The 14,795-nt window shown below is 41.8% G+C and carries 12 protein-coding genes; 10 read left to right on the plus strand and 2 right to left on the minus strand.

Annotation, left to right across the window (positions count from 1 at the left end):
- Positions 1–2 precede the first annotated feature (2 nt).
- The 6 genes from ACSYSN_RS01200 (at position 3) to ACSYSN_RS01225 (ending at position 8,325) form a co-directional block, all read left to right on the plus strand.
- Positions 3–1,304 (plus strand): extracellular solute-binding protein, encoded by a 1,302-nt coding sequence (locus ACSYSN_RS01200; RefSeq protein WP_491712458.1) that lies wholly within the window; start codon positions 3–5, stop codon positions 1,302–1,304.
- Positions 1,305–1,720: 416 nt separating this feature from the next.
- On the plus strand, positions 1,721–2,638 hold the full coding sequence (locus ACSYSN_RS01205) for a magnesium transporter CorA family protein (protein WP_491712459.1): 918 nt from the start codon (positions 1,721–1,723) through the stop codon (positions 2,636–2,638).
- 14 nt (positions 2,639–2,652) lie between these two features.
- Positions 2,653–3,579, plus strand: coding sequence for a serine hydrolase (locus ACSYSN_RS01210; RefSeq protein ID WP_491712460.1), 927 nt, complete (start codon positions 2,653–2,655; stop codon positions 3,577–3,579).
- Between the two features lie 139 nt (positions 3,580–3,718).
- Complete coding sequence (locus ACSYSN_RS01215) at positions 3,719–4,282, plus strand: TetR/AcrR family transcriptional regulator (RefSeq protein ID WP_317637727.1); 564 nt, start codon at positions 3,719–3,721, stop codon at positions 4,280–4,282.
- A 14-nt stretch (positions 4,283–4,296) separates the two neighbouring features.
- Positions 4,297–7,149 (plus strand): MMPL family transporter, encoded by a 2,853-nt coding sequence (locus ACSYSN_RS01220; protein WP_491712461.1) that lies wholly within the window; start codon positions 4,297–4,299, stop codon positions 7,147–7,149.
- 171 nt (positions 7,150–7,320) lie between these two features.
- Positions 7,321–8,325, plus strand: a complete 1,005-nt coding sequence (locus tag ACSYSN_RS01225; RefSeq protein WP_491712462.1) for a hypothetical protein — start codon at positions 7,321–7,323, stop codon at positions 8,323–8,325.
- Positions 8,326–8,467: 142 nt separating this feature from the next.
- On the opposite strand, the gene ACSYSN_RS01230 is transcribed toward ACSYSN_RS01225, so the two are convergent.
- Positions 8,468–9,844 carry an NAD-dependent succinate-semialdehyde dehydrogenase gene (locus ACSYSN_RS01230; protein WP_491712463.1) on the minus strand — a complete coding sequence of 459 codons (1,377 nt, stop codon included), beginning with the start codon at positions 9,842–9,844 and terminating at the stop codon, positions 8,468–8,470.
- 151 nt (positions 9,845–9,995) lie between these two features.
- Positions 9,996–10,775, minus strand: coding sequence for an alpha/beta hydrolase fold domain-containing protein (locus tag ACSYSN_RS01235; protein WP_491712464.1), 780 nt, complete (start codon positions 10,773–10,775; stop codon positions 9,996–9,998).
- 189 nt (positions 10,776–10,964) lie between these two features.
- Between ACSYSN_RS01235 and ACSYSN_RS01240 the strand changes: the two genes are divergently transcribed.
- From ACSYSN_RS01240 to serS, 4 genes are all read left to right on the plus strand, one after another.
- On the plus strand, positions 10,965–11,618 hold the full coding sequence (locus ACSYSN_RS01240) for an HAD family hydrolase (RefSeq protein WP_491712876.1): 654 nt from the start codon (positions 10,965–10,967) through the stop codon (positions 11,616–11,618).
- A 147-nt stretch (positions 11,619–11,765) separates the two neighbouring features.
- Entirely contained in the window at positions 11,766–12,371 is a 606-nt protein-coding gene (locus tag ACSYSN_RS01245; RefSeq protein WP_491712465.1) for a TVP38/TMEM64 family protein, read from the plus strand.
- Positions 12,371–12,913: a GNAT family N-acetyltransferase gene (locus tag ACSYSN_RS01250; RefSeq protein ID WP_491712466.1), complete on the plus strand. Its 543-nt coding sequence runs from the start codon at positions 12,371–12,373 to the stop codon at positions 12,911–12,913. Before ACSYSN_RS01245 ends, ACSYSN_RS01250 begins: the two co-directional genes overlap by 1 nt.
- A 230-nt stretch (positions 12,914–13,143) precedes the next feature.
- The gene (serS, locus tag ACSYSN_RS01255; RefSeq protein WP_491712467.1) at positions 13,144–14,451 is read left to right on the plus strand and encodes a serine--tRNA ligase; all 1,308 of its coding nucleotides are present in this window, start codon (positions 13,144–13,146) and stop codon (positions 14,449–14,451) included.
- Positions 14,452–14,795 lie beyond the last annotated feature (344 nt).

The raw sequence follows: 14,795 nt of genomic DNA on the forward strand, positions 1-14,795 counted from the left end.
AAATGAAGTTTAGTAGAAAGCTTGCTGCAGCCTTTGCTGTCGGATTGACACTAGTCGGTACTGCTGCTTGTTCAAACGGTGGAAATTCTTCTTCAAGTTCTGATACGGAGAAGATTGCCAAGGTAACCAAGAAAACTAATATTGTTTTCTGGCATGGGATGACAGGTGTTCAACAAGATACCTTAAAGGAATTAACCAAAGAGTTTGAAAAAGAAAACCCGAAAATCAAGGTTAAGTTGGAAAACCAAGGCGCATACCAAGACCTGCAAGCCAAGATTAATTCAACTCTGCAGTCACCAAATAACTTACCGACAATTACCCAAGCTTATCCAGACTGGCTGGCCACGGCGGCTAAGAATAAGATGTTGGTTGACTTGAAGCCATATATCAACAATAAAGAGGTTGGTTGGGGCAGTGAGCAGAGCTCCGATATTAAGCCAGCACTTCTTAATGGGGCCAAGATTGAGGGTACCCAATACGGAATTCCATTCAACAAGTCAATTGAATCCCTAACTTACAATGCTGATTTGTTTAAGAAATATGGCATCAAAAAAGCTCCTGCAACAATGGATGAGCTAAAAAAGGATGCGGAAATCATCTATACCAAGAGTAAGCACAAGGTTGTTGGAGCTGGCTTTGATTCTCTGTCCAACTACTATGTTTTGGGAATGAAGAATAATGGTGTTAACTTCTCCAGCAAAATTGACTTTGCCAGTGATACATCTAAGAAAGTTATTAACTACTACGCTGACGGTGTTAAGGCCGGCTACTTCAGAGTAGCTGGTTCAGAACATTACCTTTCAGGTCCGTTTGCTAACCAAAAGGTTGCCATGTATATTGGTACCTCTGCGGGAGAAGGCTTCGTCAAGCAAGGTGTTGGCAATAGATTCACTTATGATGTTGCTCCACGTCCCGGTAAGTATACTATGTCACAAGGTACTGACATTTACATGTTTAAACATGCAACGGCTGACCAAAAGGCCGCAGCCTTTACCTACATTAAGTTCTTAGTTTCAAAGTCTAGTCAGCTTAAGTGGGCTAATGCAACTGGTTATATCCCAGTTAACCAAACCGCTGCTGATTCGGCTGAGTATAAGAATAATAAGAAGCTTAAGCTTCCGGCTAAACTCGAAAGTGCCATGGAGAACCTGTACAGTATTCCGGTAATCAAAGATTCTGGTGCTGCTTATGGTCAACTCAACCCAATTATGCAAACCATTATGTCTGCTGCACAAAAGCATCAGGATGTAAACAGCGCAATCAATACGGGTAAAAACAAGTTTGACGCTGCTTGGAAACAATAAAAACTAAATAGCAAATTTATTTGGAAAGGTCTGTCTTTCGAAGATGGGCTTTTTTGTTGGCCAAAAAAGGTAAAATCTAGAACAAAAAAATCTGAGAAGGTTCAAAAGTTCATAAAAAGCGAACTTTAAAGCTATAAATAGCTAAAATTAACCGGTAAACAGAATTTTGTGTATAATTTTAATTGCCTTATTTTGGGGGGTGCCCAAAAGCAGCTCAACGTTAATCAGGAGATTTTGACTGGCCAGAGCAAGTTCAACACTGCCTGGAAGCAGTAACCCAGGTTAGGTTATCAATTATAAAAAAGTGGTCTTGAGACCGCTTTTTGTTTGTCGTTTTCCACTTGCATGGTAAGATAATAGCAGTACTAAAACTGGCTCTTAAGACCAGCTAAAGTAAGTAAATAGGGGTGGACCGAGTGATTAAAGAACAAAAATTTTTGGTGGAAACCAATTATCGGTGGTATGACATTAGCAACTTGAGTGAGGAAGACAGTGCAAAGTTACAAGCGGAATTTAACTTTACGCCTGACATGATCTCTTATATTTCTGACCGTCATGAACGCCCGCACTATGACTACGATACGCACACCCATATCCACCTGCTGGTTTATGATGTACCAATTTGGCCTACTACCGCAATCATGCACTTCACCGCCCAGCCAGTTACCTTTTTGGTTTCGGGTGAAGATATCTTCACCTTCCATACTGAGTCCACCAGCTATGTTTTTGACGAATTCAACGATCGTGCCATGCGGGAAAAACTTTCCGCTTCGCAGGATGTGACTGAACTACTGATGAAGTTTTTATTATTTTCGTCGCAGTACTTTCAGCGGGCGGTCATGCAGCTTGATGTTGAACGTAACAAGTTAGACCAAAAATTATCTGATAATATCAATAACAAGGACTTGGTCAAGCTATCCAACATTGAAAAAGGGTTGGTTTATCTAGCAAGTTCGATCCAGACCAATCTGATGATGCTGCACAGCTTGAAGTTATCTGAATTAGACTTTACCAAGCAGGCACGTGAACGACTTGACGATGTCTTAATTGAGTCAAACCAGTCAGCCGAAATGGTTAAAATTTCCCAGCAAGTAACGCAAACATTATCAGCTACGTCCAACAATATGATGAACAATAACCTGAACGATACGATGAAATTTTTGACGGTTTGGTCACTAGTTTTGACCATTCCAACTATTTTAACTGGTTTTTACGGTATGAATGTTAGCTTACCAGTCGGACATAGTTCTTCAGACTGGATTACGATCACGGTGGCGATGATTTTTTTAATGGGTTGGTTAATTATCTTGATGAAACGACACCATTTCTTTTAAGTTGAGGTTGATTTATGAAAAACAAAGTGCTCATTGGTTCAATTGTGACGACCCTGCTGGCTTTTATGCTGTACGCAGCTAATTTGCGCCGGGTTGAGCATACCAACTTAGAAATTGTTGGGCAAAATAAAAAAGAAGTTTTGCCGGGTGGTAAGGCAAAGAAAAAGCACGAACTTAAGGTTCCTGAGGTTGAATATCCCAACCAAATCAAAGTTGAGGCGGGCAGTGAGCAGGTTTGGGCCAAAAAGATTGAAAAAGTAATGGGCAAAGACCGCAGCTATCAGGTTAGTGTGCAGGACTTAAACAATGGCAAATATGCGCGCGTGGCTAATTCAGTCAAGGCTCACGGTGTTGGCGCAAGCAGTCGAATTTTTTTGCTTGCGGCTAGTTATTACCAGGAACAAGAGGGTAAGCTGGCCGGTAAGGCAGCAGTCAAAGTTAAAAAGGCGGAAGCCGTAAAAGGTGATAAAGTCTTGCAACCGGGGATTGCTTATGCATTAACCTTTATCAGGCAGTCGATGATGCAGGGCAGTCAGACCGCCGGTAATGTGCTCTTGGACCAAGTTAAGCCAAATAATGTTGACCAGGTTGCTAAGAAGATGGGGGCAAGTGACACCAAGTTTGCGACTAAATACACCGCTAGTCCGCTAGCTACAACGACTGCAGCAGATTTGGGCCGCGTTTTGATCAACCTGTATCAGAATAAGACCTTGAAGAGGCAGTATGCTAGTTTAGCGCTGGGTCAATTGAATCAGGTAAAAAATAGACCGAAAGTCGTTCATACTAGCGCGGGTACTAGTTATGCTATTGGTGACAGTAAAGCTAATCTTGCACTGGTTGAAACTCACGGGCAGGTATATTGTGTGAGCGTGTGGAGTGAAAATGACCAAAAATTCACGAAGCTTGGTGAAACCGTTAAGCAGTTTTTTGAAAGTAAGTAAATATAAGCTGATTAGTCAAAGTCAAAGTCTTGGTAACTTTGGCTTTTTAAATAAATTAAAATAATTTACATATTGTAGATTGTATTCTTCAAAGTGTAGTGTTATATTGTACATTATGTTGTCAAAAGGAGGGGTGCAATTGGTTAAAAAAAGGAGCCTCGATTTAGATAAGGTAATTGAAAAAGCAACGGAACTAATTGGACAAAAGGGTCTTTCTGCCACCACTTTGCCCACTTTGGCAAAAGAGCTAAATGTTCGTTCCCAGTCGCTTTATCATTATGTTTCTGGTCGTAAACAGTTATTGTCGCTGGTTGGCGCAAGTAGAATTAATATCTTAAAGCAAAAACTAGTTGATAATTTGATGGGGCTTTCGGGCAAGGAAGCAATTCTCAAGTTTGCGGATATCGTGCGAGACTTTATCTTGGACGATCCCGCCTTGATTAGCATTCTGTACCATCTTAATGAATATCAGCAAGAGGACGCGATTACACAAGAAATCCTAAACATAATTGCGTTGGCCGATAAACTAAACCTACGCGATAACAGCACAGTTTCGCTTCATTCCCTGATTGGTGCAGTTCTAGGTTATGTTTTCTTGGATGTGTCCTCATCCTTTGCTGATGAGACCAGTGCGAAAGCTAATGAGGGTTATCATGAAATGATTTTACAATTAGTTCTACCTAAAAGTATTTTGCAAGATTAGAGAGGAAAATCATTGTGCAAAAATTATTTAAAAACCATATTTTTTCATTAATTGCATGGGTTTTGATTTTAATTATTTCGGTTGTGGCTTTACCAGATGTCACGGGATTAACACGGGAGCACTCGAATGTTTCCTTGCCTGCAAACGTTCAAAGTGAAGTCGCCCAAACAATTCAAAATGACTGGGGTCCTAAGAAAAAGAACACCTATGAAATTGCAGTTGTTTTCAATAAAAAAAGCGGTAAGTTAACGGCTGATGATAAACGTGCCATTAATCGAACTGTTGCTAAACTGAAAAATGACCGGGATGAGTACGGCATCAAAGACGTTTTAGCGCCTGATGATAATATTGCTACCCGCAAGAAGTTGCAGTCCAAAAATAATACTACTTGGGTAATGCAATTAAATGTAGCCAAAAAGCATGCGCCGATTAATGAAGTAGAGACGCAATTGAATAAAGCGGTCAAGACTGCTGGTGTGCGTACCTATGTAACGGGTGCAGATGTCTTACAAAATGCCTTTTCAAACTCTATCCAAGAAGGAATTAAAAAAACAGAAGCAATTACTGTTGTCTTTATTTTTATTGTTTTGGTAATTGTGTTTAAGTCACCAATTGTTCCATTAATTTCTCTCTTGACGGTTGGGGTATCTTTTATTACTGCCTTTTCAATTGTGACCAACCTGGTCAAATACCAAAACTTCCCGTTTTCTAACTTTACCCAAGTCTTTATTGTGATTGTCTTATTCGGAATAGGTACAGATTACAACATCCTGCTTTACGATAAATTTAAGGAGAATCTGGGCATTGGCATGGACCGTTATAAGGCCATGAAAGACGCCCTGAAAGTAGCCGGGAAGACCATTCTGTATTCGGGTTCATCAATTTTAATTGGTTTTTCAGCCCTTAGTTTGGCCAATTTCTCAATCTATCGCTCAGCAGTTGGAGTGGCCGTCGGAGTGGCAATTTTATTGGTTGTTCTGTTAACTCTCAATCCGTTTTTTATGGCTGTCTTGGGCGAAAAGATGTTTTGGCCAGTAAAGAAATTCGGTGGCGAGCATGAAGATAAGCTATGGCATGGCATTTCTAAAGGTACCATGGCTCACCCGATAATCTATTTATTGGTTTTGGCAGTTGTGGTGATTCCCTTCGGCTTGATGTATTCTGGTCATCTAAATTATGACGATACTGATGAAATCGATAATAATGTTCCAGCCAAGGCAGGGATGCTGGTTGTTGAAAAGAACTTCTCCAAGGGTATGGCGGAGCCGTCCACTCTTTACATTAAGAGTGACCACCGTCTTGATAATGAAGCTGACCTAAAGTTAATCGATCAGTTGACCAAGCAACTTCAAGGCTCAAAAGATGTTTCTTTTGTAACTTCGGTTACCCAACCATACGGTGAAAGTATCCAGCAGTTGTATGTCAAGAACCAATTGAATACGGTTAACCAAGGCGTCGATCAGGCTCGTGCCGGTCTGAATAAGTTGAGTAAGGCAAGCAAGAAATTAGCCAGTGGTGCAACTGCCCTGTCTAGTGGAAGCAGTCAGCTGCAAGGTGGTACGAGTCAACTGCAAGGTGGTGCCGGACGCCTCCAAAGTGGTACTTCGCAGTTGGCTAACGGGCTAAAACAGTTGAATTCCCAGCTAAGTGCTAGTGCGCAAGGAATGGCTGGTCAGCAGCAGACCACCAAGGCTACTTTAGAAAAGAGTTACAAAGATAATCTGTCTAAGAGCATTGGCAGTCTGCCAGGCCTAACTCCACAACAAAAGATGGCGGCAATGCAAGCTGCTGGTGCTGCTTTGGAAAAAGCATGGCAGCAGAGCTCATCGTCAATGCCTAACGCTTCTGGACAAATGGGTCAACTACAGTCTGGTGTGGGCCGGTTAGCCTCGGCTTCTGGTCAGCTAAACTCCGGTGCCAGCACCTTAAATGGCGGTATTGGTCAGCTGAATTCTAGTGTGGGCCAACTTACCGCGGGTGCGGGCCAATTGGCCCGCAACATGCCTAAGATTACTTCCGGTGTGGATAGTATCAATAGTGGTTTGGGACAAGGTGCTGCATACTTGACGGGCTTAGCCAGTTCTACCGCTGCTAATACTTTTTATATTCCGAAAGAATTTATCAAAAATGATACGTTCCAAAAATCAGTTGCTAATTACCTTAGTCCTGACAAGAAGTCGGCCATGTTGATCATTGTTTTTGATTCTAATCCAAGTAACACTGAAGCAACAAAAAAGGCGCAAGCGCTTAGTTTAACGGCTAAGAAGACTTTTGAAGGTACTAGACTTGAAAAGTCAACGGTGGCCATGGGTGGTCAAAGTGCTAAGATTGCGGACGTCAAAGACGTGGCCAATAAAGACTTTCTTAGAACTGCCGCTATTATGTTAATTGGGATTGGCATCGCGCTGATCTTCGTTACCCGGTCATTACTGCAACCATTGTACATTTTGGGAACATTACTGATTGCTTACTTCTGCTCACTGTCAATTAGTGAATGGATAGTTAAAGCAGCCATGGGTAAAGACCTGTTGACTTGGAATACACCATTCTTCAGTTTTATCATGTTAATTGCCTTAGGAGTTGACTACAGTATCTTCCTGATGACACGTTATCGCGATATTGATGGTGGTAAACCGAGTGAGCGGATGCTGAAAGCCTGTGGTATTATCGGAACAGTGGTAGTTTCGGCGGCAGTTATCCTCGGTGGTACGTTTGCTGCCTTAATTCCATCCGGTATCCCGACCTTGATTGAGGTTGCCTTAGCCGTGATTATCGGCCTGGTTATTCTGGTCTTCATCATGCCAATTACCCTGTCGGCAGCGGTTAAACTGACTTACGAGGGTGTGCATTGGGGTAAGCGCAAATAAGACTAACCACTAAAAAAGATTGAAAGGCGCACTTTAGCGTATTTTCAATCTTTTTTGCTATCATTTAAAAGGTTCAGAAAGTAAAAATAATCGCAAAGAAATTGTCTTTATGCTGATTTTTGATTTATGATTAACTTACCAAGTTTTAATAGCAGCAAAGGAAGGATTATTATGACTACTTGTCCAAATTGCGGCCAAGCTGTTTCAGAGACAGACAAGCTTTGTCCGAAATGCCAGTTTAATTTACAAAAATATCGTGATGCATTCTTTACTGACCAAGCAACAGAGGCCGGAAAAGCTGGTTCAAGGGCTACTAGCCGCCAGGCTTATCGGCAGGAATTCGTTCCCAAAAAACAGAACTTAGTAGTACAAAGGATGCTGGAGTGGACCCGAGCCAACAGTATGATTGTCCTGTTACTAGGTGTTTTTCTCTTGATCGTGATGAGCTTTTCGCGTAGCATTGGCTGGATTAGCTTCTTTGCTTTGCTGGTCTGGTTATATCTGGTCTGCGCCCGTGCTGATAAAATCGAGCGCTATACCGCGGACGAACGGTTGACTGAAAGAGTCAACCAGCTCGGCTCGAATATGTTCAATAACGTTGAGGAATCAAGTCAAAAGGCGAAGTCAAGGGGGAAGACTGGTGGCCGACTGCAACAGCAAGTGACGGAAACGGCAGTAACCAAAAAACACTTCGGCTATGTGCAATTGCTGGTGGTACTGCTGGCAGTGATCAATCTGATTGTGTTGTTTGCCGGCTCTGGTGCATCAGTCTCCGATGTTACTTATAGTGGTAAAATGTCGATCACGCGGGTTACCTTCAGCTTGGCGGGCCATCTTTTTTCATCAAGTACGACTCTACTGTCCGGTATTTTACTCTGTTTCATCTGGTTATTATTGGTCTGCATTCCGATTTTGATTGTTTATCATACTTTGCGCAGCACTAGGAGGGGCCAGATTATTGCCTTTCTGTTATCAGTAATTGAAACAGGGTTTCTGATTTACTTACTCTTTAGGCTGTCAAACAATTCACTGTCCAATACTGGATTTTTGCACAGGATTACGAGTGAACTACTGGTATATGCAGTCTCAATTGGAGCTTCGACTTACTTTTTGATTTTGTCGAGTATCATGACGACTACACTGTCTGGTTACAGTTTAATCAGCAAGAAGAAATAAAATAGTGTCTGAGCAAAAGTCCGCTTTAAGCCAAACTAAAAAATTTCACAATTTAAAAAGACTGACAAATCGACGTTTGGTAACGTGATTTGTCAGTCTTTTTGGTTAGATTAAATTTCTTTTCAGGCTCTTTTGGTAAGCTTTACTTACTTTGCATGTCAATTACCAGATGCTCATTGACAAAGGCCATCATGCCTAGTTCGCTTAACTCGCGACCATAACCGGATTTTTTGACACCACCAAAAGGTAATTCGCCGGAGCTAATCCAAGTACCATTAATTACGGTCATGCCCGTTTCTATTTGCGCAGCTACGTTGCGAGCACGTTCAATATCGGAACTTAGCACGGAGGAACCGAGGCCATAACTAGAATCATTGGCCAGGGCAATGGCTTCTTCCTCGTCCTCAACTTCATAGACAATTGCGATGGGTCCAAAGAATTCCTGGTCAAAGGCAGGATTATCGCGATCGACATTAGTCAGGATGATTGGGCGGAAAAAGGCGCCAGCTGAATCAATTTCTGGATATTCGTAAAAAACTTTTGCTCCACTAGCGATTGCGGCTTGCACTTGCTGGGTTAGCTTTTCTTTGGCACCAGCTGAGTTCATTGGGGCCAAGGTCGTCTTAGGATCGAGGGGGTCCCCCGGTTTAAGACTTGCAAAGACCGCCTTTAATTCTTTAAGAACTTCCTGGTATTTTGACTTGGCGACAATCATTCGTTTGGATGAGGTACATACCTGCCCAGAATTGTAAGTTCTTGCCGAGCTGAGCGCTTGCTTTAAAACAGCCGGATCAACATCATCCAGGATAATAAAGGCATCATTACCGCCGAGTTCCATAGTTGATTTTTTGAGGTTTTTACCAGCGTTTTCGGCAACGGAGGCACCCCCGCGTTCCGAGCCAGTTAAGGCAACACCCTGAATACGGGAATCGGCAATAATGGTGTCCAATTGATCATAAGTAGGGAAGAGGTTAATTAAACTACCTTCTGGTGCGCCTGCCTGTTTAACAATTTTGGCAATTAATTCAGCTGAACCAGGAACGTTGTGAGCATGCTTGAGCAGAACCGGGTTGCCAACGATAAAATTGGGTGCAAAGACTCTAATAACTTGGTAAAGAGGGAAGTTCCACGGTTCACAGGCCATAATTACGCCAGTTGCTTGTTTCAAGTAGTATGCCTTGCCTAGTTGTGAGTCAATGGGCTGCGGCTTCAACATGTCTGGCCCCTTGTCTGCGTAATAGTCACAAATTGAAGCACACAGGTCAACTTCACCGCGTGATTCTTCAATCACTTTGCCCATTTCACGGGTCATTATTTCTGCCATCTCCTCCTTCTGCTGACGCAGTTCGGTAGCTATTTGACGCAGGGTCTTACTGCGGCCTGAGGGACTTTCGTGACGCCATTTTTGATAGAGTGCGTGGGCAAGACTGATAGCATCTTCAATTTGGGCATTGGTTGAATTCTCATAATTGGCAAAGTTTTCGTTTGTAAATGGATTAATCGATTGATATTTAGCCATAATGGATCTCCTTAAAATATTTTGCAATTTGCAATTGATAAGTGGACATTACTCATTATAAAACGTTTTCACAAAAGTTGTTATGCATTAGCACAGTTTTTACTAATTATTAATAAGTAAAAAAGTGGTCAGCACAATCTGGCGACTAACTTCACTTTTGGGTTAAATAAGCCACTGATTCATTGAGATACTCATCTGCATAGGCCATTGCATGACGAGTTCCTGGTAGCAGTTTGAGGTCAACTCCATGATCCTTTTGGGCAAGCATATTAATAAAATCGAGCAGGTAGTCAGTAGGAGATAATTCATTGGTGGAATTAATCATCATTAGCTGGTGTAAATTTTGATAGTTATAAGCTTTAGCATCAAGTTCTGGTAATCTTTGCTGGTTGTTTGCGCCAATATAAGTGAGGGTAAAGTACTTGTAAAAAGAATCGCTGATTGCGCGTGGCTCGGTCAGGCCTAGTTCGCTTTGGGCATCAACTGCAGCCTTGACTTCTTGGTGGTCCTTGATCCAGCTAGAATAATTGACCGGTGCAGACCAGGTAACGGTTGGGAAACCATACCGACCAGCCAGGTAGAGCGCTAATACGCCACCGCTGCTGGCACCAATTTGTGTGATGGCGGATGGGCTAGTTGAATTTTGTTTGAGGTAGTCACTTTGAAGTAACCATTCGACAAAGTTAACACTGTCTTGGTGGGCAGCCGGAAAGAGGTTTTCAGGTGCAAGCCGATAATTAGGGGCAAAAACCGTCAAGCCTTGTTCAGCGCAGCTAGTGCATAAGTCGGTTAGGTTGCTTTTATCGCCGCGAATCCAGCCACCGCCATGCCAAAAAAGCAAGATCTTACCTGTTGCTTGGGCGGGTGCGTAAACGTCAACAGCTAGCTGCCGTTGTTCATCATAAATAATGTCATTACTAATTTTAATCATCTATTTTACCTCCAATGAGTGTAGCTATAGTCACATTATACGTTAAAATCAACTGGTCTTCACTTTGCTAATAAAGATAAATTTTAGCTCATTGGCTGTTTAGAGACTGGTGCGCGCTTTCAGTCGGAAGTAAGTCGTACCAGCTGAAAGATTGATTTTTAAACTGGGCTGACCATTAATTTAAAAGGAATAATATTTGACATGGACGGGGTTATCGTAGATACCGAATATCATGATTTTCAAATTCAAAAAGCATTTATCGCTACGTTTAACCCAAATCATAATTTCTCTGAAGCAGATTTTTTACAACCAGTGGGAAAATCTTATGGAGATTTATACAGACTCCTGCAAAAATTTTTGGACGATAAAGTGTCTATTAGAGAAGTTGAACGTGAATTTAATCGCTTTTCTGAAAAGCAATACCAGAATATTGACTATCAAAGCCTGTTTAGAAAAGATCTCTTACTTATTTTAGACTACGCTAAAGAGCATAACTTATCGTTAGCAGTTGCATCTTCATCAACACGAGAACATATTTTAGAAGTTTTAGAAGCTTGTCAGATAAAAGCATATTTTGATGTGATCAACAGCGGGGAAGCTTTATTGCAAAATAAACCTAACCCGGAGATTTATTTAAAAACCTTAACCGAGTTACACCTAGCTGCAGCTGAGTGCATCGCCGTAGAAGATTCTTATTACGGCATTGCTGCTGCTAAAAATGCTGGGATAAAAACCATTGCGTATCAAGAGACCCGGATGAAGATAGACCAATCTAATGCCGATGTGTGCGCAAAGAATATGTTAGAAGTGCTCAAATACGTTAGGCAAGCTGCAAGTTTATAATACTGATGAAAAGGGAACAAACATTAAAGCCCTCTTTTTAATACCGATTATCACTGTGAAATTTTATTATTTAGCTGCAGAATAGTTGAAAAAGTAATCATCTAGCTAATTTTTTGGTAAAATGTAGCATAACACTGGAGGTAAACTATGCATCTGTCAGCTAAAGCTAGTCGAAGATTAATCAATGTTTTTACCGTGGTCAGCGGAATTATTATCATCTTATTATGCATCTATTGGTATCGCTTAGGCGTTTTTACTGATCAAGCAAAAATGAAAGCGTACTTGGCGGATAAACGAATTATTGGTCCACTGATCTTTGTCTTAATTCAAATTATTCAAGTAGTTATCCCTATCATTCCGGGAGGCGTATCACTTTTAGGCGGGGTTATTTTTTTCGGCCCAGTCGCTGGCTTTATTTATAACTACGTTGGTATTTGTATTGGTTCAATTATCAATTTCTTCCTGGCCAGATTTTATGGCCGCCCCTTTATTTTGCATATCGTTTCTGAGCGAACATTAGACAAGTACATGAAGTGGACGGAGAATCAACGCAAGTTTAACTGGTTTTTTGCCATTTGTATCATAGCGCCAATGGCCCCTGATGATGTCCTCTGTTTATTGGCTGGTCTGACCGACATGAAGTTTTGGACCTACTTTTGGATTATCATGTTGGGTAAGCCATGGACAATCGCAGCCTATAGTATTGCTTTGACCTTTGGGATGGACTGGTTGGTTAAGCTGGTCGGTAAGTGATGGCCGGACGCATTTATTTACGTTCATTTAAATTGGCAGATGCCCCGACGTTGTTAAAGTGGGGACAAGATAAGTATTATCAACATCTGGCGGGATTTAGGCAGTACCATAACTTGGCTGCTGCTGAAACGGCGGCCGGACAATATGCTGCGCGCAAGTATAGCTATGCGGTTTGTCTAACCGAAAACCAGCAGTTGATTGGTCTGGTTGAACTGTATGAGCGGGGAACGGATGAGCGTGAACTACTAAAGACCAAGGAAGTCGGCTTTTTGTTAGACAAAGAGTTTTCTGGGCAAGGTTATATGACTGAAGCGTTAAAATCCTTGTTTGAATACGCCTTTAAGCAGTTAGGACAAGAGGAGATTTGGGCAGGTACTTTTAAGCAGAATCAGCGTTCGCAACACTTACTCCGACGCCTGGGCTTCCAATATATGTACTCAGTTGATTTGGGCATGATCAGCCGCCTGTTTGCTTATGAAGAAAAATACTATTTGCTTAAAAAAGAAGAATGGCTTAAAATAAATTCAAACACGGAATCCTAAGGCTGTTTTAGAGAGCTCACGTGGTGGTGCAAGTGAGTAGAAGCCGTTTCCAGATTCCATTAAGTGGGCAATTAATAGTTGCACGGGTTGCGGCTCCGTTATCGCCATAATGAGTGCAACTGTCGTAGGCAGTTGAAGCTGGGTGGTACCGCGAAGTCATGTATGAGCCAATTCGTCCCAATTTTAGGGATGAATTGGCTTTTTGATTATTTTTAATATGGAGGAGCAAAATGTTAGATATTAAAGTAATTCGCGAAAATTTGCCGTGGGCCAAGGAGAAGCTGGCTACGCGTGGGATTAAGCCAGAGGAACTAGATGAATTAATAGAGATTGACCAAGAGCGACGCGCAGGTTTGAAGCGCAGTGAAGAGCTCAAAGCTCAGCGGAATCAGGTTTCTAAGCAAATTGCAGCAGCTAAACGCAACCAAGAAGATGCTGGGCATGCCATCACAGAAATGCGTGAAGTCGGAACTCAAATTAAAGATTTGGATGATCAGGTTAATGAATTAACCAACAAGCAGAACGATATCATCCTTAGACTGCCGAATTTTCCGGCTGATTCGGCGCCGGTTGGTCCAGATGAAAGTTATAACCAGGAAGTTCGCAGTTGGCATGAACCAGCTAAGCTCGCTTTTGAACCGAAAGCTCACTGGGACATAGGTACCGACTTAGATATTCTAGACTGGGATCGTGGTGCTAAGGCTTCCGGTGCGCGTTTTGTTTATTACAAAGGTGCGGGAGCCCTGCTTGAACGGGCGGTCTTTAACTTTTTCTTAGATGAAAATACGAAAGCTGGTTATACTGAAATAATTCCGCCATATTTAGTCAACGATGAATCGATGCAAGGAACGGGCCAATTTCCGAAATTCCGTGAGGATGTTTATACGATTGTTGACAATGATAATCCGGATCAGCCGCGAGACTTAACCCTAATCCCAACTGCTGAGGTACCGCTGGTTAACTATTTCAGAAATGAAATTATTCACGATGGTAAACTGCCAATTAGCGTAACTGCGCTTTCACCTGCTTTTAGAAGTGAGGCTGGCTCTGCGGGCCGTGATACACGTGGCTTGATTAGAATGCATGAATTTCGAAAAGTTGAAATGGTTAAAATCTGCAAACCAGAAGAATCTTGGGCTGAGTTAGATAAGCTAACGGCAAATGCCGAAGACTTGCTGCAAAAACTCAACTTGCCGTATCGGGTAGTTGCGCTTGCAACAGGGGATGCTAGTTTTACTAGTGCCAAAACCTATGACCTAGAGGTTTGGATGCCTTACCAGGACAAGTACAGGGAAATATCTAGCTGTTCCAACTGTACCGACTTCCAGGCCCGGCGGGCACAAATTCGTTACCGGGATGAAGCGGGTAAGCCCCACCTAGCCCATACCTTAAATGGGTCAGGACTTGCAGTTGGCCGAACGGTCGCCGCTATTTTAGAAAATTACCAAAATGAGGATGGTACGGTAACGGTACCCGAGGCGCTAATTCCTTACATGAATGGAATGAAGCAAATTTCTAAGGAAGCTAGTTTAATTTAAGACAAAAGACCGGCAAGGTCTTTTTTATTTTAAATAATTTTTTGGTAATTGATCAAAGCAAAAGTGCCTGAAAACGAATAATGTATGAAAAATATCAAACTTAGTACGCATATAAAATAAAAATATGATGATAAGTTATACTTGATTTTTAAAAATAAGTAAATAACGAACAAAAATTTAAATTTGACGATTTATTATAAAAAGTGTAAAGTATTATCTGTGCTTGAGTGGGCTGACTGAGTTAGCCTTCTTAAGTAAAAAAGCCGAACGAAAAGAGTTGACAAAGAGCAACCGGTTAGGTAAGATAAGAAAGCTGTTTTGCAAGAAACAGGGAAGTAGTACCT

Source organism: Lactobacillus sp. ESL1191, assembly GCF_058504435.1.